27 protein-coding genes and 1 riboswitch are annotated in these 22,925 nt (G+C 64.5%); of the genes, 6 read left to right on the top strand and 21 right to left on the bottom strand.

Going from position 1 to position 22,925, the window contains the following annotated elements:
• The first annotated feature begins 192 nt into the window (after positions 1-192).
• From FGL25_RS06515 to FGL25_RS17960, 3 genes are read left to right on the top strand one after another with little or no spacing between them, the layout of a single operon-like run.
• Positions 193-1,638, top strand: a complete 1,446-nt coding sequence (locus FGL25_RS06515) for a PAS domain-containing sensor histidine kinase (RefSeq protein ID WP_197733808.1) — start codon at positions 193-195, stop codon at positions 1,636-1,638.
• Positions 1,622-2,119: a response regulator gene (locus tag FGL25_RS06510; RefSeq protein ID WP_354702797.1), complete on the top strand. Its 498-nt coding sequence runs from the start codon at positions 1,622-1,624 to the stop codon at positions 2,117-2,119. Before FGL25_RS06515 ends, FGL25_RS06510 begins: the two co-directional genes overlap by 17 nt.
• Positions 2,094-2,234 carry a LuxR C-terminal-related transcriptional regulator gene (locus tag FGL25_RS17960; protein WP_354702796.1) on the top strand — a complete coding sequence of 47 codons (141 nt, stop codon included), beginning with the start codon at positions 2,094-2,096 and terminating at the stop codon, positions 2,232-2,234. The genes FGL25_RS06510 and FGL25_RS17960 overlap by 26 nt, the downstream gene beginning before the upstream one ends.
• 38 nt (positions 2,235-2,272) lie before the next feature.
• Here FGL25_RS17960 and FGL25_RS06505 read toward each other — a convergent pair whose 3' ends face one another.
• From FGL25_RS06505 to FGL25_RS16830, 14 genes are all read right to left on the bottom strand, one after another.
• The gene (locus FGL25_RS06505; protein ID WP_167493307.1) at positions 2,273-2,656 is read right to left on the bottom strand and encodes a hemerythrin domain-containing protein; all 384 of its coding nucleotides are present in this window, start codon (positions 2,654-2,656) and stop codon (positions 2,273-2,275) included.
• Positions 2,657-2,767: 111 nt separating this feature from the next.
• Positions 2,768-3,187, bottom strand: a complete 420-nt coding sequence (mobA, locus tag FGL25_RS06500) for a molybdenum cofactor guanylyltransferase (protein ID WP_167493306.1) — start codon at positions 3,185-3,187, stop codon at positions 2,768-2,770.
• Between the two features lie 7 nt (positions 3,188-3,194).
• On the bottom strand, positions 3,195-3,368 hold the full coding sequence (locus tag FGL25_RS17955) for an NTP transferase domain-containing protein (RefSeq protein ID WP_138141283.1): 174 nt from the start codon (positions 3,366-3,368) through the stop codon (positions 3,195-3,197).
• Positions 3,368-3,682, bottom strand: coding sequence for a carbonic anhydrase (locus FGL25_RS17950; protein WP_354702795.1), 315 nt, complete (start codon positions 3,680-3,682; stop codon positions 3,368-3,370). Before FGL25_RS17950 ends, FGL25_RS17955 begins: the two co-directional genes overlap by 1 nt.
• Positions 3,579-3,986, bottom strand: a complete 408-nt coding sequence (locus tag FGL25_RS06490; RefSeq protein WP_354702794.1) for a carbonic anhydrase — start codon at positions 3,984-3,986, stop codon at positions 3,579-3,581. The genes FGL25_RS17950 and FGL25_RS06490 overlap by 104 nt, the downstream gene beginning before the upstream one ends.
• Before the next feature lie 15 nt (positions 3,987-4,001).
• The gene (locus FGL25_RS06485; protein ID WP_252970060.1) at positions 4,002-4,559 is read right to left on the bottom strand and encodes a hemerythrin domain-containing protein; all 558 of its coding nucleotides are present in this window, start codon (positions 4,557-4,559) and stop codon (positions 4,002-4,004) included.
• 13 nt (positions 4,560-4,572) lie between these two features.
• Positions 4,573-4,803, bottom strand: coding sequence for a hypothetical protein (locus FGL25_RS17395; RefSeq protein ID WP_252970059.1), 231 nt, complete (start codon positions 4,801-4,803; stop codon positions 4,573-4,575).
• Positions 4,804-4,840: 37 nt separating this feature from the next.
• Positions 4,841-5,686, bottom strand: coding sequence for a peptidylprolyl isomerase (locus FGL25_RS06480; protein ID WP_252970058.1), 846 nt, complete (start codon positions 5,684-5,686; stop codon positions 4,841-4,843).
• Positions 5,683-6,432, bottom strand: coding sequence for a respiratory nitrate reductase subunit gamma (gene narI, locus FGL25_RS06475; protein ID WP_088409830.1), 750 nt, complete (start codon positions 6,430-6,432; stop codon positions 5,683-5,685). The genes FGL25_RS06480 and narI overlap by 4 nt, the downstream gene beginning before the upstream one ends.
• Before the next feature lie 13 nt (positions 6,433-6,445).
• The gene (narJ, locus tag FGL25_RS06470) at positions 6,446-7,138 is read right to left on the bottom strand and encodes a nitrate reductase molybdenum cofactor assembly chaperone (protein WP_138141282.1); all 693 of its coding nucleotides are present in this window, start codon (positions 7,136-7,138) and stop codon (positions 6,446-6,448) included.
• Complete coding sequence (gene narH, locus FGL25_RS06465; RefSeq protein WP_088409831.1) at positions 7,138-8,661, bottom strand: nitrate reductase subunit beta; 1,524 nt, start codon at positions 8,659-8,661, stop codon at positions 7,138-7,140. Before narH ends, narJ begins: the two co-directional genes overlap by 1 nt.
• Positions 8,661-12,389, bottom strand: coding sequence for a nitrate reductase subunit alpha (locus FGL25_RS06460; RefSeq protein WP_088409832.1), 3,729 nt, complete (start codon positions 12,387-12,389; stop codon positions 8,661-8,663). The genes narH and FGL25_RS06460 overlap by 1 nt, the downstream gene beginning before the upstream one ends.
• 2 nt (positions 12,390-12,391) lie before the next feature.
• Positions 12,392-13,789, bottom strand: coding sequence for an MFS transporter (locus FGL25_RS16835; protein WP_167493305.1), 1,398 nt, complete (start codon positions 13,787-13,789; stop codon positions 12,392-12,394).
• Positions 13,790-13,801: 12 nt separating this feature from the next.
• Positions 13,802-15,121, bottom strand: coding sequence for an MFS transporter (locus tag FGL25_RS16830; RefSeq protein WP_167493304.1), 1,320 nt, complete (start codon positions 15,119-15,121; stop codon positions 13,802-13,804).
• A 207-nt stretch (positions 15,122-15,328) separates the two neighbouring features.
• Between FGL25_RS16830 and ftrB the strand changes: the two genes are divergently transcribed.
• Complete coding sequence (gene ftrB / locus FGL25_RS06450) at positions 15,329-16,201, top strand: transcriptional activator FtrB (protein ID WP_252970057.1); 873 nt, start codon at positions 15,329-15,331, stop codon at positions 16,199-16,201.
• Here the strand turns inward: ftrB and moaA are convergent.
• Both moaA and FGL25_RS06440 read right to left on the bottom strand, forming a co-directional pair.
• Positions 16,153-17,145 carry a GTP 3',8-cyclase MoaA gene (gene moaA, locus FGL25_RS06445; protein WP_138141281.1) on the bottom strand — a complete coding sequence of 331 codons (993 nt, stop codon included), beginning with the start codon at positions 17,143-17,145 and terminating at the stop codon, positions 16,153-16,155. The genes ftrB and moaA overlap by 49 nt on opposite strands.
• Positions 17,138-17,272, bottom strand: a riboswitch (molybdenum cofactor riboswitch). (Overlaps the previous gene by 8 nt.)
• 48 nt (positions 17,273-17,320) lie before the next feature.
• The gene (locus FGL25_RS06440; RefSeq protein ID WP_138141280.1) at positions 17,321-18,496 is read right to left on the bottom strand and encodes an NnrS family protein; all 1,176 of its coding nucleotides are present in this window, start codon (positions 18,494-18,496) and stop codon (positions 17,321-17,323) included.
• A 39-nt stretch (positions 18,497-18,535) separates the two neighbouring features.
• Between FGL25_RS06440 and FGL25_RS06435 the strand changes: the two genes are divergently transcribed.
• Both FGL25_RS06435 and FGL25_RS06430 read left to right on the top strand, forming a co-directional pair.
• A complete protein-coding gene (locus tag FGL25_RS06435) occupies positions 18,536-19,363 on the top strand; it encodes a HesA/MoeB/ThiF family protein (RefSeq protein ID WP_354702793.1) in 828 nt (275 codons plus the stop codon).
• Complete coding sequence (locus tag FGL25_RS06430; RefSeq protein ID WP_167493303.1) at positions 19,360-19,863, top strand: hemerythrin domain-containing protein; 504 nt, start codon at positions 19,360-19,362, stop codon at positions 19,861-19,863. The genes FGL25_RS06435 and FGL25_RS06430 overlap by 4 nt, the downstream gene beginning before the upstream one ends.
• Positions 19,864-19,886: 23 nt before the next feature.
• Here the strand turns inward: FGL25_RS06430 and FGL25_RS06425 are convergent, their stop codons facing one another.
• Genes FGL25_RS06425 through FGL25_RS16825 form a run of 5 tightly spaced genes read right to left on the bottom strand, consistent with a single transcriptional unit; the run spans position 19,887 to position 22,689 of the window.
• Positions 19,887-21,053, bottom strand: a complete 1,167-nt coding sequence (locus tag FGL25_RS06425) for a molybdopterin molybdotransferase MoeA (protein WP_138141278.1) — start codon at positions 21,051-21,053, stop codon at positions 19,887-19,889.
• Positions 21,050-21,532 carry a cyclic pyranopterin monophosphate synthase MoaC gene (gene moaC / locus FGL25_RS06420; protein WP_138141277.1) on the bottom strand — a complete coding sequence of 161 codons (483 nt, stop codon included), beginning with the start codon at positions 21,530-21,532 and terminating at the stop codon, positions 21,050-21,052. Before moaC ends, FGL25_RS06425 begins: the two co-directional genes overlap by 4 nt.
• Entirely contained in the window at positions 21,529-22,065 is a 537-nt protein-coding gene (gene moaB / locus FGL25_RS06415) for a molybdenum cofactor biosynthesis protein B (protein WP_138141276.1), read from the bottom strand. The genes moaC and moaB overlap by 4 nt, the downstream gene beginning before the upstream one ends.
• A gap of 1 nt (position 22,066) precedes the next feature.
• Entirely contained in the window at positions 22,067-22,525 is a 459-nt protein-coding gene (locus FGL25_RS06410) for a molybdenum cofactor biosynthesis protein MoaE (protein WP_138141275.1), read from the bottom strand.
• Positions 22,526-22,527: 2 nt separating this feature from the next.
• A complete protein-coding gene (locus FGL25_RS16825) occupies positions 22,528-22,689 on the bottom strand; it encodes a hypothetical protein (protein WP_167493302.1) in 162 nt (53 codons plus the stop codon).
• Between the last annotated feature and the right edge of the window lie 236 nt (positions 22,690-22,925).

Raw genomic sequence — 22,925 nt, 5'->3', positions numbered from 1 at the left:
GCCCAAGGCTCCCTGTTTGACGCTGATCAAACGGCGCATTGATGATTGTCCGTTCCATCGCATGGTCTTGCGGTGCGGAATCCGCCAGACTGATCGTCCCTCGGCGCCGACGGCGCGACGGTCGACATGATGAAGCACCCCCTCGCACCCTCTGCCGCTCCGTCGTCAGGCAGAGCTTCGCGACGATACGTCATGGGCTTCCTCGTGTCCGTGGCGGGCGTCGCGGCGGCCTACGCCGCCCGAACGGCAATGGAACCGGAACTGGGCGATCGCATCGCCTTCCTGTTCTTCGTGCCTGTGGTGGCCGCCGCGGCGGCCGTCGGCGGGGTCGGTCCCGGCCTGCTGGCTACGCTTCTAGGCGTGGGCGGCGGTCTGCTTGTCACCTGGCAGGGAGGGGAACAGACCGAAGGCGACTTCCTGGCCGCCGTGGTCTTTCTTGTCCTGGGCGGGCTCATCAGTTTCGGCGGCGAGCTACTGCATCGCATGCGCGCGCAGGCTACGGCGGTGAACGCCCACCTGCGAGCGCGCGAGGCTCATCTGCAGTCCATTCTCGACACGGTCCCCGACGCTATGGTGGTCATTACCGAGAACGGGATCATAAGATCCTTCAGCCCCACAGCGGAACGCATGTTCGGTTGGTCTCTCGAGGAGGTCGTGGGCGAAAACGTCAAGCGACTCATGCCCGAACCCTACAAGGCGGCCCACGACAGCTATCTCGAACGCTACATGCGAACGGGCGAGAAGCGCATCATAGGCTTGGGCCGCGTCGTGGTGGGACAACGCAAGGACGGATCGACCTTTCCGATGGAGCTCGCAGTCGGCGAAATGCGTTCGGGAGATCAGCGCTTCTTCACAGGGTTCATCCGCGACTTGACGGAGCGCCAAGCAACAGAAGCGCGACTTCAAGATCTTCAGACCGAGCTGATACATATCGGGCGGCTCACCGCCATGGGGGAGATGGCCTCGGCCCTGGCCCACGAACTCAATCAGCCCTTGAGCGCCCTGACCAATTATCTGAACGGCTCAATCCGCCTGCTAGACAAGCCGGACCTGCCGCGCGACCGCTTGGATGATGCGCTCGGCAAGGCGCGAGATCAGGCGCTCCGCGCTGGAGAGATCATTCGCCGCCTACGTGATTTCGTGGCGCGCGGCGAGGTCGAGCGACAGGTCGAAAGTCTCCCCAAGCTGATCGAGGAGGCAGGAGCCCTCGCTCTCGTCGGCGCCAAGGAACACGGTGTCCACGTGGACTTCGTCTTCGATCCGGGGGTGGACCTCGTCCTGGCCGACCGCGTCCAGATCCAGCAGGTAATTCTCAACCTGATCCGGAACGCCATGGAGGCGATGGAGGACCAGCCGGTTCGGCATCTGACTATCTCGCTTCAAAGGGAGCAGGGAGAGGCGCGCGTGACGGTTTCGGACACCGGCTCAGGCCTGGATCCCTTCATGTCGGGAGTGCTGTTCCAGCCCTTCATGACGACCAAGCGTAGCGGAATGGGCATCGGCCTTTCGATCTGCCGCACCATCATCGAGGCGCACGGCGGGCGAATCTGGGCAGAACCCAACCTCCGCGGCGGCACCCGGTTCGCCTTTACCCTGAAAGCGGCCGACCAGGAGAGGTTGAATGACGACGACGCCTGACGCCATGGTGCATGTGGTCGATGACGACTCCGCACTGCGAGACTCTCTCGCGTTCATGCTGGAGACGAACGACATCGCCACCCGTCTCTACGCCGGCGGCGGAGATTTGCTGGACGCAGCGGCGAAGACGACGCTGGAGGGATGCGTACTGACCGATGTCCGCATGCCGGACATGAACGGTATAGAACTAGTCCGTCAGCTTCGTGCTCAGGGCGTGAACCTGCCGGTCGTGGTCATGACCGGGCACGCCGACGTGCCGCTCGCCATCGAGGCTATCCGCGCCGGCGTGCAGGATTTTATAGAGAAGCCCTTCACGGACGAATTGCTGCTGGACGCCCTGGGCCGAGCCCTCGACGGCTCCACGCCCGCCTCAGCGGCGGACCGGCTCGTTCTCGAAAGACTGGAGACCCTGTCAGCGCGTGAGAAACAGGTGCTGGACGGCCTGGTCGCCGGCCATGCGAAACAAGGTCATTGCGTATGATCTGGGCATCAGTCCGCGAACGGTCGAGGTCTATCGCGCTAATGTCATGACCAAGATGCAGGTCAGAAGCCTTTCAGAGCTCGTTCGCGTGACGGTCCTGAGCCACGGAATCTGAAACGACGCCTTTCGCCTCAGGCCCGGAAAGCAGTTTCTTCAGGCGTGCAGGCTTTCCAGGACTTCGTCTTCTTGCTGAATCCTGGTCAGAAGCGATTGGTGAAGACGACCGCATAGGGCATAGAGCCGTTCCCATTCCGCACAGGCTCCTTGCGGCGCGGTGAGACGTCGAGTCGCCTTCTGAACCGCCTGCAAGCCCTCGCCAAGCGCCTGATGATCCGCCGTCAGCACCGGCACGACACTCCCTTCCTGAGCGGCGAACCATCTCGCTTCACGGCCCATGTGATCCTCAAACAGGTCGAGAAGATCCGCCAGTATGTCGCCGAGGCCATGTGGCCAGGCTTCGTGGCAAGCCAGGCTAGGTTCGAGCCGGTCGGCTAGCCCCACCGCGTCGGTCAGCACACGTCGCATCTCGCCCGTCATCGCCTCTCGGCGGACGTGGATGCTTGGCTTCCCAAGGGTCGGCATGACGCTCTACCTCCTGCCCCGCAACCATGCGCTTCGGTCGGTGCGTCTCTTTTGCGCTCTGGCAAATCAGCAGGAAGAAATTTCCTTCAGCCGCGCCTGCGCCAGCAACAGGTCTTGCGGCGTATTGATATTGGCGAATGCGTCCGCCGCCTGAGCCGGCCATTCGACAATCGTGGCCGCTGCTCGCGCGGCGACGCCGCGAAGAGAACCCCTCCCCGCCGCAGCCTCGGACCGGACCGCGGCCAGGCTTTCCACACGCCAGAGGGCGCAGGCGGGATGCAGCCGCCCCGGAGTCGCGGCCAGGGCCGCGCCCGCATCCGGCCGCAGTTCTTCCTCCAGGCGTCGCGCCAGGTCGTTCGGCAGGAAAGGCGTGTCGCAGGCTGCGACCAGAACGCGATCCCGCCCCAGCGACAGGGCCCACTCCAGCGCCGCCGCCAATCCGGCCAACGGCCCCTCCAGGGCTGGGTCGTCTTGGATCAGGCGCACGTCCGGTTCAGGGTTCGGCCATTGGCCCTCGCTGCGCAAACGCGACGGCGACGGGATCGCCCCATTTCCGCGCCTGATCCACCGCGTGGGCGATCAAGGGACGTCCCGCCAGAAGCCGCTCCGGCTTTCGCCCGCCCATGCGTCGGCCCTCCCCTCCCGCCAGGATGACGACCGGCGTCATCACGGCGTTCGGCGGGGCGCGCGAGACGGCGCCGAGACGCTTACCTCAAGATCGCGCAGAAGCCCGTCCTGAATGGAATAAACCCAGCCGTGAACCGTCAGCGACTGGCCCTTGCGCCAGGCGTCGCGCACGAAAGGATTGGCCGCCACCGCCTCGACTTGGGCCACGACATTGCACTCGCAAAGACGGTTGGCCCTCATCTCCGGATCTTCAATCAGGCGCAACTCGCCCGCCCGTTCGTGGGCCAGCCGCCGCACAGGTTGAAGCCAATGGTCGATCAAGCCCTGGCGGCGCCGCGTCAGGGCCGCGCGCACCCCGCCACAGCCCGTAATGGCCGCAAACGATGATATGGCGAACCTTCAGCACTTCGACGGCGTACTGCAGCACCGACAGGAAGTTGATGTCCTGCGGCGAGGCCAGATTGGCGATGTTGCGATGCACGAACAGTTCGCCGGGATCCAGTCCCACAATCTCGTTCGCGGGCACACGGCTGTCCGAACAGCCGACCCAGAGATACTCAGGCTCCTGCAGGCGGGCCAGTCGACGGAAGTAGTCGGCGTCCATGCGGGTCTTCGTCGCCGCCCACCGTAGATTCGCGTCCAGAAGGTTGTCGATCATGAGGTTTTTTCCATTTCAGCCACGCCCGCGCCGCGCAGCCAGACGTCGCGACAGACCGGACAGGTCGCGCGGCGTCAGCCTCAGACGGGCGATCGGCAGCACGACCGCATTCTCTAGAGCGATGTGTCGCCTTTCCCTCTGGGTGAAGTTGCCCATGGACCGCACCAAATCAGGCGTCATCGGTCGGTCGCCGGACGCCCTGAGCACTTCCTCCAGACGATCGGCGAGTCGGGCCGCGCTCGCAGCTTCAGCATGGTGATCGCTGGAAAGCATGCCGAGGACTCCATGGATGTCATCCTCGGGCGGGCAACGTCGCCGCAATAGGGGAAAGAGGTCTTCCTCCTCGTCCAGCACATGCAAGGGCAGATCATGTCTGAGATAGTCAATGATCACAGCCAGCAGCCTCGACGGCCGTTCGGGCATAACGGCCGCCGCGTCGATCGTTCGGCAAAGCTGGCGCTGCCGATAGTGTTCGGCGAACAGCCAGTCGAGCGGCGAGGCGATCAGTTCCATCGGCATGGGCTCGATCGGCACGCCCTGCGTCATACCCGGCGAACTGGCTTTCGGCGTCATGACGCAGGCCGTCCTAGCGTCGCCGCTTCAGCAGGGTGAAGGTGCGGGCCGCCGGTTGCAGTTTTTGCCGCAGCACGGCGCGGGCGCAGGCGAGCGCGGAATCCTCGGCGTCCTTCGCCGCCGACAGCAACCGCGTCCACTCCTCGTCGTCGGCCGCCGAGAGGTGATCGCGCAGCAGGCTCTGGACCCAGGCTCCCGGATCCTCGCCCGAGGCCTCGCAGGCGGCGTAGGCGAGGTCGGCCAAGTCCGGGTCCGACGCCGCAAGCCAAGTGCGGAAACGTTCACTGTCCACGCCAAGCAAGACGCCAAGCGACAGCGGCCCTTCGCTCACCTGGCCTGTCGTCGTCAGGCTGATCGCTACCCCCTTCTTCCCGCGCCGCTTCCCCCAAGGCCGCCACATAGCGCGCAGCCCCGGCGCGCCAGGCTCTTTCCTGCAAGGCGCGTTCGATCCAAGGTCGCACATGTTCGAAAGGAAGACGCGCGCCTTCGACCCGGCGGTCAACCTTCAGCACATGCCAACCGAACCGCGACCTCACCGGCGCTTCGCTGATCTCGCCCGGCTCCAGCCTGTCGAGCGCCTGCTCCACCTCGGGCGCAAGATCGCCCTCGACCAACTGCCCCAGAGCGCCGCCCGATTTGCTGGACGGACAGTCCGAAACGCGACCGGACAGTTCAGCGAAGGCCTGGGGCCGCGCACGCGCCAGCGTCAGATGCGCCTCGGCGGTCAGACGCGCCGCTTCCCAGAGCGCCTCGTCCTCGCCTGTCACCGCCACAAGAATATGAGAGGCCTCGGTCATAGCGGAGGAGCGAAAGTCATCCGGCCGCGCATCATAAACCCTTCGGCATTCGGCCTCCGAGGGCGGATCCGCCCGCACCTCCTGCTCGAGAAGGACGCGAATCCTGGCCTCATCGACCGTCTCTTCACGTCCTTCGTCGTCAAAGAGGGGCGTCGCCTCTATCTCAAGCTCCGAGGCGCGGTTCAGCAACAGCGCCCGAATGGCCAGGGCGTGGGCCGCCAGCTTGCGAGCCTGTTCGATGCTGGGCGCCGGATGGTTCGAAATTTCCTGGGCGATCAGAGCCTCGGGCACCTCCACGCCGCCGACGACGATTGCGGCTTCGCGGCTCATCGTCCATCTCCCTTGCGACCGCGAATCGAAGCGGGCGCCGAAGCGATGCGGCTGACCGGCATCTGGCGACGACTACGGACCAGTTGCCAGCCCCGGCGATTGAGATACCACACCGGCGCAGACAACATGTGGACCAGGCGGGTGAAGGGGAAGACCAGGAAGATGGTCAATCCTAAGACGATATGCGCCTTGAACAACCAGTGAACGTCCGCGATGTAGTCGGCCGTCCCTGCCCGGAAGGTGAAGACGCCCTGGGCCCAGTTCATGAACTTCACCATCTCCTCGCCGTCCATGTGGCGGGCCGAGATGAAGATGGTCGACAGGCCCAGACACAGCTGGATCAGGAGGATGATCAGGATCGCCGTGTCGCCAAAGCTGGAGGTCCGGCGGATGCGCGGGTCGAACAGCCGTCGGTGAAGCAGCAGCAGACCCCCGATCAGCATCATGACGCCAGCGACGCCGCCCGCAACCATGGCGAGCAACTGCTTCGCGGAATGGGCCACGCCGAGGGCGTCCCAGACGGCCACCGGCGTCAGGAGGCCGACCAGGTGCCCGCCGAAGATCATCAGGACGCCGAGGTGGAACAGGATGGATCCCGCGACCAGTTGCCGGCGGCGCAGCAACTGCGAAGAGCCGGTGCGCCAGGTGTAGGGTTCGCGGTCAAAGCGAATGACCGACCCGATCGCAAGGACCGCGAGAGCGATATAGGGATAAACGCCGAAGAAAAACTGGTTCATCACATTCATGACGTGGCCTCCTTCAAGCCGCGCTGGGCCGTTGGGCGGATGGCGTGTTCATCGCCGCAACCAAGGCGTCGGCCTTGGGGCAGCCGACATCGTCCGGGCCGAAGGTGACAGGCGTGTCCTCCCAGGCCTCATCGAGAGCCGTGAGATCATCGGGATCGGGATCGGGCTCGCTGAGCAGGGCGGCGACGGCCGCCGCATCCGCCGCGCCGGCCAGGGCGGCCAGGGCGCCGAACACCGAGCGATAGGAGCTGCCGCGCCTGTGCAGCCTCTCGCCGATCGCCTCCAGCACATGGGCCGCTTCACCCAGGAGGGAAGCCGCGCGATCCGCAGGCAGAAGCGAGAGAAACTCCAGGAAGACCGGCAGGTGATCCGGCAGTTCCGACGTCGCCAGCTCCAGCCCTTCGCTGCGATAGAGCTCCAGCAATCCCGCCATCGCCTCGCCCCGGTCCCGGCTCTCGCCGTGAACATGCTCATAGAGGTTCAGGGACAGGGAGCGAGACCGATCGAACAGATCAACGTACTGCTCCTGCAGACTGTAGATGTCCCCGCCTTTCAGATCCTCGACGAGACGGTTCAGGGCCTTCTGGATGCGGACCGGAACCCGGCCATCGGCGCGGATCACGGCCGCCAGCTCCTCGGCGGACGCCTGCAGGTCCGCGTCGGGATAGGTCAGCAGCCGCCCCAGCGCGCTATAGGTCGCGGACATCATTCCACCTCCATCGGATTGCGGGGACGTGTTTTCTTGACCCGGCCGAACAGGCCGTATTCCGTCGTCCCGCCGGAACAGCCGTTGCCGAAGGTGAAGCCGCAGGAGCCGCGCAGGTCGAAAGCGTCCTCACCCGTCTCGCGGTGGTTGGTCGGGATGACGAAGCGATCCTCGTAATCGGCGATGGCCATGATGCGGTACATGTCGTCGATCTGGGCGGCGCTCAGCCCCACCCGTTCGGCCAGGGCGTGGTCGATCCGGCCGTCGACGGTCTTGCCGCGCATGAAGGCGCGCATCGCCAGCATGCGCTCCAAAGCGGTTACGACGGGTTCCTCGACGCCGGCGGTCAGCATGTTCGCCAAATACCGCACCGGAATCCTCAAGGATCTGACGTCAGGCATCTCCTGGTCGATTTCCAGCGCGCCGGCTGAGGCCGCTGACTGGATCGGGGACAGCGGCGGCACGTACCAGACCATGGGCAGCGTCCGGTATTCGGGGTGCAGCGGGAAGGCGACCTTCCAGTCCATCGCCATCTTCCAGACCGGACTGCGCTGCGCCGCCGCCAGCCAGGCGTCGGGAACGCCGTCGGCCCGTGCTTGGGCGATCACCGCCGGGTCGTTCGGGTCCAGGAAGACATCGAGCTGAGCCTGGTAGAGATCCTTCTCATCGACGCTGGCCGCCGCCTCGATACGGTCGGCGTCATACAGCATCACGCCCAGATATCGGATGCGCCCCACGCAGGTCTCGGAGCAGACCGTGGGCATGCCCGCCTCGATCCGGGGGTAGCAGAAGGTGCACTTCTCCGACTTTCCGGATTCCCAGTTGTAATAGATTTTCTTGTAGGGGCAGGCCGAGACGCACATGCGCCAGCCGCGGCACTTCTCCTGATCGATCAGGACGACCCCGTCCTCCTCACGCTTGTAGATGGCGCCCGAGGGACAGGCGGCCACGCAGGTGGGGTTCAGACAGTGCTCGCACAGCCGGGGCAGATACATCATGAAGGTGTTTTCGAAGGCTCCGTAGATCTCCTTCTCAACGCCCGCGAAGTTGTAGTCCTTGGACCGCTTGGAGAACTCGCCGCCCAGTATTTCTTCCCAGTTCGGTCCCCACTCGATCTTCTCCATCCGCTCGCCGGAAATCTTCGAACGCGGGCGCGCCGTGGGGAAGTGCTTCATCTCAGGAGCTTCCTGAAGATGGGCGTAGTCCATGTCGAACGGTTCGTAGTAGTCGTCGATCTCGGGCAGGTCTGGGTTGGCGAAGATGTTGGCCAGGATTCGCCACTTGGGGCCCATGCGGGGGCGGATGCGACCGTTGCGGGCGCGCTCCCATCCCCCGTTCCAGCGGCCCTGGTTCTCCCAGTCCTTAGGATAGCCGACGCCGGGCTTGGTCTCGACGTTATTGAACCAGGCGTATTCGACGCCGTCGCGGCTGGTCCAGACGTTCTTACAGGTCACCGAACAGGTGTGACACCCGATACATTTGTCGAGGTTCAGCACCATGCCGATCTGGGCGCGGACCTTCATCAGACGTTCTCCTTGTCCGAACGGGGCTCTTCGAGCCAGTCCACCGTTCTCATCTTGCGCAGGACGACGAACTCATCGCGGTTCGAACCGACCGTGCCGTAATAGTTGAAGCCATAGGCAAGCTGGGCGTAGCCGCCGATCATGTGCGTCGGCTTGGGCACGATCCGCGTCACAGAATTGTGGATGCCCCCGCGCCGGCCCGTGATCTCAGACCCCGGCGTGTTCACGATCTTTTCCTGAGCGTGATACATGAAGGTCGTGCCTTCACGGATGCGCTGAGACACCACCGCCCGCGCCGAGATGGCGCCGTTGGCGTTGAACAGCTCGACCCAGTCGTTGTCGACGATTCCCGCCTTTTGAGCGTCGACCTCCGAGATCCAGATCACCGGCCCGCCGCGGTTCAGCGTCAGCATCAGCAGGTTGTCGGAATAGGTCGAGTGGATGCCCCATTTCTGGTGCGGCGTAATGAAGTTCAGCACGACCTCATTCTCGCCGTTGGGCTTCATGCCCTTGACCCAGGTGGTCTTCAGGTCCAGCGGCGGACGATAGACGCACAGGGCCTCGCCAAAGGCGCGCATCCAGGGGTGGTCCTGATACAGCTGCTGACGCCCCGACAGGGTTCGCCACGGCACGCGCTCGTGCACATTGGTGTAGTTGGCGGTGTAGCAGACGTGCTCGGACTCCAGGCCCGACCAGATGGGCGAGGAGATGATCTTGCGCGGCTGGGCCACGATGTCGTGGAAGCGGATCTTCTCGTCTTCCTTGGGCAGAGCCAGGTGGGTGTGGTCGCGCCCCGTGAAGCGCGAGAGCGCCGCCCACGACTTCACCGCCACCTCGCCGTTGGTTTCGGGCGCCATCATCAGCACCGCCTCGGCCGCCTCGATAGCAGTCTCCATGCGGGCCAGGCCATGCGACACCCCCTCTTCCCGCACCTCGCCGTTCAGGGCCTTGAGCGCCGCCACCTCATGATCGGTGTTCCACTTCAGCCCCTTGCCGCCGTTGCCGACCGTATTCATCAGCGGCCCGACCGAGGTGAACTGCTTGTAGAGGTTGGGGTAATCCCGCTCGACCACGGTCATGACGGGCATGGTCCGGCCGGGCACGGGTTCACATTCGCCCTTCCACCAGTCCTTGACCTCGAAGGCCTGGGCCAGCTCGCCAGGGCTGTCGTGCTGGATCGGGGTGAGGACCAGATCCTTCTCGACGCCGAGCACCTCAGGGCAGACCTCGGAGAAGGTCTTGGCCAGGCCTCGGAAGATGTCCCAGTCGGACCGCGCCTCCCAGGCCGGGTCCACCGCCGCCGTCAGGGGGTGGATGAAGGGGTGCATGTCCGACGTGTTGAGATCGTGCTTCTCGTACCAGGTAGCGGTCGGCAGGACGATGTCGGAATAGACGGCGGTGGTGGACATGCGGAAGTCCAGCGTCACCAGCAGGTCCAGCTTGCCTTCCGTCGTGGCGTCGCGCCAGCGCACATCCTGCGGCTTGACCTTGCCGTCCTCGCCCAGATCCTTGCCTTGAACCCCGTGGTCGGCGCCCAGCAGGTGCTTGAGGAAGTACTCGTGGCCCTTGCCTGACGATCCCAGCAGGTTGGAGCGCCAGATGAACATGTTGCGCGGCCAGTTGGCCGGATCCTCGGGGTCCATGCAGGACATCTCAAGCGAGCGATCCTTGAGCGTCCGAACCGCATAGGCGACCGGATCGACGCCCTCGCTCTCGGCTGCGCGGACCACGTCCAGAGAATTGGTCTTCAAGGCCGGCGTCGAAGGCAGCCAGCCCATGCGCTCAGCGCGCACGTTGAAGTCGATCAACGAACCGGACCAGTCGCCGGCCGGCGCGGTGGGCGACAGGATCTCCTGCGGCGACACCGTCTCATAGCGGTACTGGCCGGTGTGGGCGTAGAAGAAGGAGGTCGCGTTCTGCTGGCGCGGCGGCCGGATCCAGTCGAGGGCGAAGGCGACCGGCGCCCAGCCGCTCTGCGGACGCAGCTTCTCCTGGCCGACGTAGTGGGCCCAGCCCCCGCCCGACTGACCGACGCAGCCGCACATCACCAGCATGTTGATGACGGCGCGATAGTTCATGTCCATGTGGAACCAGTGGTTCATGGCCGCGCCGATGATCACCATGGACTTGCCGTTGGTCTTTTCGGCGTTGCCGGCGAAGCCTCTCGCCACGGCCAGGATCTGGTCGCGCGGCACAGAGGTCATCTGTTCCGCCCAGGCTGGGGAATAGGGTTCCGGATCATCATGGTCGCGCGGCATGTGCTCGCCGCCGAAGCCCTGATCGACGCCGTAGTTGGCGAGGAACAGGTCATAGACGCTGGCCACCAGCGTCTCCCCCTCCTTCAGCGCCATCTTCCGCACCGGGACGTTGCGGGTCAGGACGTCGGGGTGATCGCTCGAGGCGAAGCCGTTGGAGGCGGTGTTGGCGAAATAAGGGAAGCGTACGCCCACCACCTCATCATGAACCCCTTTCAGCCCCAGGCGCAGGCGCGTCTCACGCCCCTCGGCCTCGCGCTCCTCCAGATTCCAGCGCCCATCCTCTCCCCAACGGAAGCCGATGGAGCCGTTCGGCGCGACCACGTCTCCGCTGATCTCGTCGAGAGCCACCGTCTTCCAGTCGGGGTTGTTGGCCTGGCCCAGATCGTCGACGAAGTCGGAGGCTCGCAGCATGCGCTCGGCCACATAGCCGCCGTCCTGCGGGACCAGGCGCACCAGCATGGGCAGGTCCGAATACTGACGGACATAATCCTTGAAGTAGGAGGTCTCGCGCTCGACGTAGAACTCCTTGAGGATGACATGGCCGAACGCCATGCCCAGAGCCGCGTCCGTCCCCTGCTTCACCGCCAGCCACAGGTCGGCGAATTTGGACGCCTCGGAATAATCGGGGCAGATGACCACCGACTTGGCGCCGCGATAGCGGGCCTCGGTGTAGAAGTGGGCGTCGGGCGTGCGGGTCTGCGGGACGTTGGAGCCCCACAGCAGCATGAAGCTGGAGTTGTACCAGTCCGCCGATTCCGGCACGTCAGTCTGCTCGCCCCAGGTCTGGGGCGAGGCTGGCGGCAGGTCGCAATACCAGTCGTAGAAGGAGCCGCAGACTCCGCCCAGAAGCTGCAGATAGCGCGCGCCGGCGGCGTAAGAGAGCATGGACATGGCCGGAATGGGCGAGAAGCCGAACACGCGGTCAGGGCCCCAGGCCTTGACGGTGTGGGCGTTGGCCGCCGCGATCAGCTCATTGACCTCGTCCCAGGTCGCGCGGACGAAGCCGCCGGCGCCGCGCATCTTCACATAGTCGGCGCGCTTGGCCGGATCGTTCTGGATCGAGGCCCAGGCGGCCACCGGCGCCAGGGTGCGGCGCGCCTCACGCCATTGGCGCAGCAGGCGACCACGGACCAGCGGATATTTCACGCGGTTGGCTGAATACAGATACCAGCTGTAGCTGGCGCCCCGCGCGCAGCCCCGCGGCTCATGGTTGGGCAGGCCGGCGCGGGTGCGGGGATAATCGGTTTGTTGAGTCTCCCATGTGACGATGCCGCTCTTGACGTGAATCTTCCACGAACAGGAGCCCGTACAGTTCACGCCATGGGTCGACCGCACGATCTTGTCGTGACGCCAGCGGTTCCGATAGGATTCCTCCCACTTGCGGTCGTCATCGGTCATGACGCCGTGCCGACCTGAGAAGAGCTCAGTCTTTCTCTTGAAGAAAGCGAGACGATCGAGGGTATGGCTCATGCTCAGGCCACCTTCTTTTCAAGATTGTTCAGGATCGACCTCGGCCTCGCATAGAAGGCCCAGTTCACGACCAGGCAGGTCGCGTAGAAGGTCATGAAGATATAGAGCGCCACCGTGGGCCCGCCGAAGACGCCCATGGAGGTGGCGAAACCCAGCGGAATGAAGAATCCGCCATAGGCGCCGATGGCCGAGGCGAAGCCGATGATGGCGGCGGATTCCAGCTCAGCGGCCTTCAAACGCTCACTGGCGGCGGCGGTCGGCATCAGACGCGCCATCTCAAGCCGCATGAGGCCTGGGATCATCTGGAAGGTCGAGGCGTTGCCCACCCCCGTCCAGAAGAAGAGCCACAGGAAGCTGGCGAAGAAGGCAGGGAAGCTGGGCGCGCCGCCCCAGGTTCCAAGGCTGTGCAGTAAGCCGATGACCCCCAAGATCAGCGACAGGAAAACCCACTGCGTCACGTGCTGGCCGCCCCAGCGATCCGAGATCCAGCCGGTCAGGGCGCGGGACGCGGCGCCGACCAGCGGCCCCAGGAAGGCGATCTGCAGGATGTTCACATCGGGAAACAGGGTCTTGCCCAGCAGAGGGAAGGCCGCCGAAAAGCCGATGAAGGAGCCGAAGGTGCCGATGTAGAGGTAGCACATCAACCAGTTGTGCTTGCGCTTGAACACCACCGACTGTTCGCGGAAGGAGGCGCGCGCAGAGGCCACGTCGTTCATGCCGAACCAGGCCAGGGCCGCGCCGATCACGATCAGGGGCGCCCACATCAGCGGAGCGTGCTGCAGCCAGATCCGGTGCTCCACGCCATTCTCGACGAAGACCTGGGGCGGGCCGCCGAGCGGACCGAAAAAGGCCACGCCGACCACGATAGGCGCCAGCAACTGCAGAGCGCTGACCCCGAGGTTTCCGAGCCCCGCGTTCAGCGCCAGGGCGTTGCCCTTTTCCGCCTTGGGGAAGAAGAAGGCGATGTTGGACATGGACGAGGCGAAAACCGCCCCACCCAGGCCGCACGACAACGACAGAGCCACGAAGACCCAATAAGGCGTTTCGACGTGCTGCACCGCCACGCCCATTCCCACCACGGGGACGAGCAAGCTCAAGGTCGTCAGAGTGGTCCACAGCCGCCCGCCGAAAATCGGCACCATGAAGCTGTAGAAGATGCGCAGGGTGGCTCCCGACAGGGCTGGCAAGGCGGTCAGCCAGAAACGTTGCTCGGTCGAGAACTCGAACCCGGCCTGGGGCAGCCTTGTCACGGCAGTGGACCAGAGCATCCAGACGGCGAAGCCGATCAGGAGGTTGGGAATCGAGATCCAGAGGTTGCGCCGGGCGATGCGCTTGCCCTTTTCGGCCCAGAAAGCCGGATCTTCCGGGCGCCAGTCGGTCAGAACATGTCGTCGGGACATGAGGGAATGCTCCTATCGCGCCGAGCGGCCATCGAGGCCGTCCAGCTCGGGGAAGGCCGGCAAGCCGGCCAGCTGAGGATTGTGGGCGTGTTCCATTCGCCGCACCGCCAGATGCATCCAGGCCAGGGCTACGGCGACGAGCAGGAAGAGCAGCATGAAGCAGCTTGAGCCGATGGCGGTCCAATCGTTCAGGGCGCCGAAGGCGATCGGCAGGACGAAGCCGCCCAGGCCGCCGATCATCCCCACCAGGCCGCCGACCGAACCGATGTGGTCCGGATAGTAGACGGGGATGTGCTTGTAGACCGCAGCCTTGCCGAGGCTCATGGCGAAGCCCAACAGGAAGACCAGGGCGATGAAGCCTGGAAGGCTCAGCGCCAGGCTGAAACGGATCGGCCCGTTCAGGCCCGCCACCTCATACTGGGTCGGCGGGTAGGACAGGATGAAGGTGCAGATCACGCTGATGACGAAGGTCAGATACATGACCTTGCGGGCGCCCACGCGATCCGACAGCCATCCGCCGAAGATTCGGAACAGCGATCCTGGGATCGAATAGGCCGCCGCGACCATGCCGGCGGTCTTGATGTCCAGACCGTAGGCGCCGGTCAGATAGCGCGGCAGCCACAAGGCCAGGGCGACGAAGCCGCCAAAGACGAAGAAGTAATAGAGTGAGAAGCGCCAAACTCTCGGGCTCTTGAGCGGCGAAAGCTGCAGCCAGGTCGCTGGCGCCTTCTCTCCCGAAGCGCGCCGGGCAACCGTAACAGGGTCGTCGCGAGTCAGAAGGAATACGATCAGGCTGATGATCAGCAGGGCAGCAGCCCAAATCTGGGCCACGGCCTGCCAACCGAAAGCCACCATGACGAAGGGCGCGGCGAACTTGGTGACGGCCGAGCCTACATTGCCCGCCCCGAACACGCCCAGGGCCATGCCCTGGCGCGACGGTCCGAAGAATTTCGAGACATAGGTCACGCCGACCGAGAAGGCGCCCCCCGCGAGGCCCAGCGCCAAGGCCGCAGCCAGGAACTGCGGATAGGTGCTCGCCTGAGCCAGGAGAAAGGTCGCCCCCGCCGCCAGGACGCCGACGATCAGATTGACCTTGCGCCCGCCGAACTGCTCGGCCCAAACTCCCAGCAGAACCCGGCTCAGGGATCCGGTCAGGATCGGCGCGCCGACCAGCAGGCCGAACTGGGTCTCGGACAGGCCCAGGTCCGCCTTTATCTGGATGCCGATGATCGAAAAGATCGTCCAGACGGCGAAACAGGTGGTGAAGCCCAGGGTGCTGAGCCACAGAGTGCGCCACGCTCCGGGCGCCTCGCCCCCGACCGACTTCGTCATTTGCACTGGTCGAACCATCACGCCCTCTGCGAAACCGGAGCAGGACTCCGTGCAGGTGATGTGCGCCAGGAGCGGCGGCCTCGACTTGCTTTTGATCAAGTCGGACCTAGACGCGTGTCGATTCAGCGCAAAAAACCACATCGGCGTCGCGGGTAATCGCGACTGACAATCATTACGCGCAATGCGCACGCCTAGGCGACGTCGCGTTTGATTCTGATCAATCCGACCCGGCGTGCGCCATGGTCTTCTTGCGCCATGCCTATCCGTCCGGCCGACCTAGACCGTATTCGCGCCCTGCCCCTGTTTATGGGAGCGTCGCCAGCCGTCTTTAGAGACGCCACGGCGGGCGCCTTTCTGCAGCGCTTCCCGGCCGGAACCACACTCCTCATGGAAGGCGACCCCGTCGACTTTCTCTATGTCCTGCTCAGCGGTTCAGTAGAACTGCAGGGCAGTTGGAAGGAGAAGGAATCAACCCTGGCCGTGCTGCGGCCCGTTTCGACCTTCATCCTCGCAGCCGTCATGCTTGAGGCTCAGGCCCTGATGTCGGCGCGGACTCTGGAACCTTCTCAAATCCTGATGCTGTCGGGAGAAGCTTTGAGGCGCACCGCGCGCCAAGACGCCGATTTCGGTTTCGCGGTCATTCAGGAACTTGCCGGCTGCTATCGCGGCGTGGTCCGCACGGTGAAGGCCCAGAAGCTGCGCGGCGGGGTTGAACGGCTCGCCAACTATCTTCTGGCTCAGTGCGCGCGCCAGCAGAATGAGGCGCGGATCATCCTTCCTCACGAAAAGCGCGTGCTCGCCTCTCTATTGGGGATGACGCCCGAAAATCTCTCACGCGCCTTCGCACAACTGTCCGACTACGGCGTGCACGTCCGGGGCGCCCAAATCTCCTTTGAACGTCCGCGGGCGCTGAAACGCCTTGCGCGCCCGTCAGCCCTTATCGACAATCATGCGCCTGCCGCCTTGCATCCTGCTGGCAAGGCGGCGTCCGAAACCTGGTCGACCGACACTGAAGAAGAAGGAGGCGGCGCTCAGCCGCCGAAGGCGGCCAGGTTCGGCGTATCGCCGAAATTTCCCTGATGCAGCGCGTGAGCGCGCGGTTTGGCGCCGAGGGCTGAAGCGACCCGCTCGACAAGCGCGTCCATTTCGACCTCCTCCGAAAGATAGGGCCGCAGATCCACCCCCCCCTCTCCGAAGAGACACAGACGCAGCTTTCCCCGGGCTGTCACCCGCAGTCGGTTGCATCCGTCGCAGAAGCCGGCGTCGTAGGGCGCGATCAGGCCGATCAAGCCGCGATGATCCGGACTGACGTATTCGGTGGCGGGACCGGCGTCGGCCTCCCGGATGCGCGGCGTCCATCCGTGCTGCGCCAGCCAGTCCCGCACCACCTGGCCGCCGATGTGATTGCGGGCGAAATAGTCGGCGTTGTCTCCCGTACGCATGAGTTCGATGAAACGCACTGAAAGGGCACGATCAGCGACGTGGTCCGCCCACCGCTCGAGCTCCTGCTCGATGGACCCCCGCAGCAGAACAGCATTTACCTTCACCGACTGGAACCGCGCCTCCATGGCCAGGTCCAGGCCCCGAAGCACGGCGGGGAGCCGGTCATGTCCGGTGATGCGCTGAAAGACATCCCGATCCAGCGAATCCACGCTGACATTCAGGTGAGTTAAGCCTGCGTCGCGCCAGTCCTGCACGCACTTCTCGAGATTCCAGCCGTTGGTCGTGACCGCAACCTTGCGGATTTCCTCCTGGGCGGCGATGGCGGCGACGATTTCGGTAAAATCCCGTCGCACCGTCGGCTCACCGCCCGTCAGGCGGATCTTGGTCAGGCCCAGACGCGCGAAGGCCTGGGTCAGCCGCCTCACCTCCATAAGTGTCAGGAAGGAAGCCCCGGGGGTTTTCCGATAACCGTTGGGCAGGCAGTAGTCGCACCGGAAGTTGCAGACCTCGGTGACCGACAGACGAAGATATCGGAAGCGGCGGCCGAAACCGTCGATAGCTTGAGGCCCGGAAGCGGCCATTGGAGAAGCTCCTTTCCAGAACATGGGAGGCGGGCGGGTTTCCCCGGCCGCCCTCGGCCCCTTTCGGAGCCCGGCCGCGCAACCATGGAAGGGCTTTAGGTCACGCGGCTCGGAGCGGTAGTCGGCAGGCTAAAAGCAAAACGCGCCGGCCGCCTTGATCAAAAGCAAGCGACGCTCAATTCCTGAGGCGGGGCTGCGAAAGCATGGGGCCGTATATAGCCACGAAACCGAGCAGTGCGGCCGCCCAGAGCCCGCTTGAGAGGATGAGAGCCAGCCCATAGATATCGGACCACAATCCGCCCGCGACACGCACGAGCGCCGCAGCGTTAATAAGAACATAGAGAAGCAGGGTTCCCGCGCCCGCCGACAATTCGTGTCCTGTATGGCCGCGAGCCGCGCGGGTCGTCACCGCCAGGATCATCACCCCCATGGCGCCGACCGTCAGCGCATGCAGACCGGCGGACGGGGCGAAGGGCGCCCCCATCACCGCAAGGCCCAGCAAGACAAGCCCCACGCCCAGCCACGCATAACCGAGATGAAGAATCCAAACCAACGGCTGGGTCGCGGTTCTCCATCCCGCCCATCGCGCCAGACGCAAGAGATTCAGCGCTCCGGCGGCCGCCAGGGCGAGGCCGACGCCTGCCAGATCAGGCTTCACGATCCACCCTGCGAGGGCGAGGATAGTGACGCCGATCACCAGTGCGTCGAATCTGGAGGCGGCGGCGGGCAGACGTCCTGGTTTTTGCCGGGCAAGCCAGTTGCGGGTGAAACTCGGCGTCACCCGTCCCCCGATGAGAACGAGCAGCAAAACAACAGCAGTGAAGCCCGTTCTGACGGCGACGTCCAGCCCTATTGCTTCCGGACGCAGGTGGAAGGCGATGTTGCTCGCAGCCAATCCGGTGATCGCAAGGGCGACCACTAGGTTCCGCCAGTTCCGGCCTGCGACGACCTCGCGCCAGATCACAGCCGAAAGCGCGAGGAGATAGGCGCCGTCGATGGCCGCAACCAGCAAGCGATCCAATCCAGGCAGCAGCATGGCCGCCCGTCCCGCCGCCCACAGCGCGAACAGTCCAGCAAGTCGGGCGCCGATCACCGGATAGCGCCCGGTCCAGTTCGGCACGGCCGTCAACAGGAAGCCGCCGACGATCGCCGCCACATAGCCGAACAGCATCTCGTGGATATGCCAATCCAGACCAATGCGGTCGGAGAGATCGCCGCCGTGGGCCAGCACATAGACCCAGAGAGGCGCGACCAGGGCGCCCCACAAAGACCCGAACAGGAAGAAGGGACGGAAACCGAAGCTGAAAAGGGCCGGACCCTTGTAGGCGCGCATGGCGCTGGCGGTGGACATAAGGCAATTCTCCTGAGCCTTCCCTATCCCGCCGCGCCCATGCGTCGTTTGTCTTCGATCAATCTCGCCGAACCGCTGCACGACTATGGTGCCGACATGGCGCCCTCATTCTCAGACCAGGAAGTCGAACGCTACGCCCGCCACCTCATGCTGCGTGACGTAGGAGGCGTCGGCCAACAGGCGCTCAAGAAGGCGCGTGTGCTGATCGTCGGTGTCGGCGGGGTCGGCGCGCCCGCCGCCCTCTATCTCGCTGCGGCCGGCGTCGGCCGTCTCGGCCTGCTGGACTTCGACCAGGTGAGCCTTTCCAACCTCCAACGGCAAGTCCTCTTCACGGAGGACGATATCGGACACGACAAGGCGCCAGCCGCCGCCGAACGGCTCGGCCGGCTGAACAGCAACATTGAGCTCATGCCGATCCATCGTCGTATCGACGAGAACAACGCCGCAGACATTCTCGGCGCCTGGGACATGGTGATCGACGGTTCCGACAATCTCGCCACGCGCCTGGCGGTTTCCGACGCATGCGTGACCCAGGACAAGAGCCTCGTATCGGCCGCCGTAGGCCCTTGGGTCTTACAGGTCGGACTTTTCAGGTCGCGCCCGTGCTGGAGATGCCTCAATCCTGAACCCGATCCCGAAGCCTTCGCCTGCGCCTCCCAAGGCGTGCTGGGCGCCCTGACCGGCGTGGCAGGCGCCCTGGCGGCGGCGGCGGCGGTCAAAGCCCTGACCGAAGCCGGCGAAGACCGAGCGGGATGTCTTCTTATGCTCGACCTCCTGTCCTGGCGGACCGTCCCTGTCACGGTGAGCGCCCGCCCCGACTGCCCTGCCTGCGGTCCTTCTCGAAAAGCAAAAGGAAACCCCTCGTGAGCGTTTCGCCCTTCGTCACTCATGATCCGTCAGACGAAAGCCTCCGGGTTCTGGAGAGCCCCCAATTGATCGAGCATATTCTCGAGCGCTTTCATCAGACCCATCGCCGTCAACTGCCAGTGCTCATCGCCCTGGCCGAAAGAGTGGAACGGACGCACGCAGGACAGAGAGATGCGCCGACCGGTCTATCCGAACTGCTCATGGTCATCGCCGAGGATCTGGAAACCCATCAACAGAAGGAAGAGCGCATTCTCTTTCCGATGATGCTGGCGGGAGGAGCACCGATGATCGGCGGCCCCATCACCCGTATGTTGGCGGAACATGCCGAGGTGGAAGAACAGTTGGCGTCGTTACGACTGCTGACGGGAGGGTTCACGCCTCCCGTCTCTGCCTGCGGAACCTGGCGTCGCCTGTATGAGGAAGCTCTGGTCTTTCATCAGGATCTCCTCGATCACATGCGCATCGAGAATGAGATCCTGTTTCCTCGTTTCCTGCCTTAGCCCTGATCGGCGCCCCTCTAAGGTTACAGCCGCAGGCTCCGGCAACCGTGCCGCGTCCCCTCGCGCGGCAGCCAGACCAGAACCTCCGACTGTCCCAGGGTCTTCTGCGCGCCCGAATCCTGGTTTCCCGCCAGCTGCAGCCGACCGTTACGCCGTGTAGCTCGCAGAAACAGATCCCGCGCGCCCCTTTCCGGCGTCTCGCCATCCAGCACCGCCGCCTGCCAGTCGAGCGCATACCGAGGATCACGCCCGGCCAGGCCCGTAATGAGGGGGGCCAGGAAGAGGCGAGCAGTGACCATGGCGGAGGTGGGATTGCCAGGCAGCCCCACCACAAGAGTGTTGCGAACTCGACCCAGCCACACCGGCTTGCCCGGCTTGATCGCCACCTTGGAGAAGAGGATTTCCATGCCGAGGTCATCAAACATCGACTTCGCGAAATCCCGCTCCCCGACCGAGGCCCCGCCGGTCACCACGATGACGTCGCTCGCCGCAGCGGCCTCCATGGCGGCCTGACGCAGGATGTCGGGGCGATCCGGAAGGCGCGATCGCATGCAGACATCGCCGCCGTAGCGCTGGACCAGCCCCATCACGCCATAGGTCACGCTGTCCGGCACCGATAAAGCGCCGCCCGGCGCGCCGGGCGGACGCAGTTCGTCTCCGGTTCCTAGAATGGCCACTCGAGGTCGACGGACCACCTCCACGCGATCATGATCCGCCGCTGCAGCCGCAACCATGGCTTGGGGGGTGAGCGCAGCGCCTCGAGCCAGCAAAATCTCTCCTGGCGTAAAGTCCGAGCCCGCTCGCCTGATATGATCGCCCCGCGGGCGGGCCAGCGGCATGGCTGCCCCTTCGGGGCGTTTTACGACCATCTCCTGAACCACCACGCGGTCAGCATTGGGAGGCACTGGCGCGCCCGTGAACACTCGCATGCACGTGCCGGCCGTTAACATCGGTGGGATCGACGACCCTGCGAAGCTCTCGCCCGCCACAGACAAGGTCGCCCCAAGATCTTGATCCAGAATGGCGTAACCATCCATGGCGGAGACAGAGGCGGCAGGAGAAGCTCGCAGAGCTTTCAGGTCGGACGCAAGGATTCGCTCGCAAGCCTCATCAAGCGGAACCCTTTCCGCTTCCAGCGGCTGGGCCTGGCTCAAGAGCAGTTTCAGCGCGGTCTCGAACTCCAGCATCATTCTTCATTCCTGATCCAGTCGCCGCTTGCACCGCCGGTCTTGGCCACAAGCCCCACCCCCTCGATCAGCATGGCGCGATCAACCGCCTTGAGCATGTCGTAGAGGGTCAGGGCTGAGACCGACACGGCGGTCAGGGCTTCCATCTCCACGCCTGTCTGACCGACCGTGACTGTTTCGGCCTCAATGCGGAAACCCGGCAGGGAGTCGTCGAGCGTGATGATCACGGCGACCCGAGCAAGCGAAAGGGGATGACAAAGAGGCAGGAGATCGGCGGTCCGCTTCGCCCCCATAACCCCCGCGATCTCCGCCGTGGACACCACCGCCCCCTTGGGCGCGCGTCCTTCGCGCACCAGGGTCAGCGTTTCGGGAGCGCATCTCAGAAGACCCGTGGCGACGGCCCTCCGGCGCGTCAGCGCCTTGTGGGACACATCGACCATGCGCGCGCGCCCTTCCGCATCAAGATGGGTCAGGAGGCTCATGGGCATATTCCCCGGTAGCGGGGTATCTGCCCTACCAGAGAACAAGGTCGGAACCGGCTGTCCAACTCCTCGGCGAGAACGAGATCCCAAGCATCCTTGCAGGCGCCGGTTGATCCGGGCACGCAGAAGACAAAGGTCTCGCCAGCCTGCCCCGCCAAGGCGCGCGACTGTAGGGTCGAGACCCCGACCGTGGTCTGACTGGCCTGGTGAAACACGACGGAAAACCCGTCCATCACGCGATCGAGCAGAGGCCGAACCGCTTCCGGCGTCACATCGCGAGGAGCGAACCCGGTTCCGCCCGTGCTGAGGATAACGTCGACGTCGGGATCGGCGATCCAAGCCCGCATCACCGCTTGGATGTCGGTCACCTCATCCCGGACGATCGCCCGTGCCGCCAGTCTATGCCCTGCTGACGTCAATCTCTGCACCAGAGTGCCGCCTGAGGTGTCGGTATCAAGCGTTCGCGTATCGGAAACCGTCAGCACGGCGATACTGAGCCCGTAGAAGGGAAGATTGTGATCTAGTCCGGCCATGTCAGCTCCAACGGACCAGATCGGCCCGGTCTGCGGCGGAAGGCTCGACCCAGGCCGCCCCCCCAGCCTTGTGTTCTCGTTTCCAGAAGGCCGCCTCGGTTTTAAGCCGGTCCATGAGGTAGTCCGCAGCGAGAAAGGCTTGCCGACGATGCGGCGAAGCGACCGCCACCAGGACGATGGGTTCCTCAGGCGACAGTTCGCCGCAACGATGGCGCACCAGGATATCGCTCACCTCAAAACGTTCCTGCGCCGCTTGGGCGATCACGAGCATCGATCTTTCAGTCATGCCTGGATACCAGTCCAACTGTAGTCGGGACACGGTATCGCCGTCCCTCCCCTGACCTCGCGCCAAACCGATGAAGGAGACCACGGCGCCGTCCGCTGGGCGATCTCTGACAAAGACCTCCAGAAGCTCGGCTGGACTGAAGGGAGCGAGCGCCAGTTCGACGTCGAGCGGCACCTTCAGCCTCCGGAAAAGATAGAAAAGAAGGCGGCCTCCTGACCCGGGCTCACCCAGGTGTCGTCATCGCATTCGACGCCGTCGACCGCGCCCCGGATTGCGGGGTCAAGCAGAATATCGCCTCCGTCCGCAGTTGTGGCGATGCGCCGACGAAGATCGCTCATCCTCAACCCGCCCTGGGGGCCGTCGATCATCCGCTCGCCGCCGAACCGATCCGCCGGCCGCCCGAAGAAGACGATTTTGATGGTAGCAGCCTGTGTCATGGGAAGATCCTCATGCCCCGGCCTTAGCCCGTCTTGGGATCAAGCCGTTTGATCGTAATCAATCGGCAGGATCCAACAGCAGGACAAAGCGAAGCCCATCAGAAGGGCGTCCTGGTCCCGACGCATGCAGAAACCAA

The sequence above is a fragment of the Brevundimonas vancanneytii genome (assembly GCF_901421975.1).
Classification (GTDB): Bacteria; Pseudomonadota; Alphaproteobacteria; order Caulobacterales; family Caulobacteraceae; genus Brevundimonas; species Brevundimonas diminuta.
This window is presented reverse-complemented; position numbering and strand designations above follow the sequence as displayed.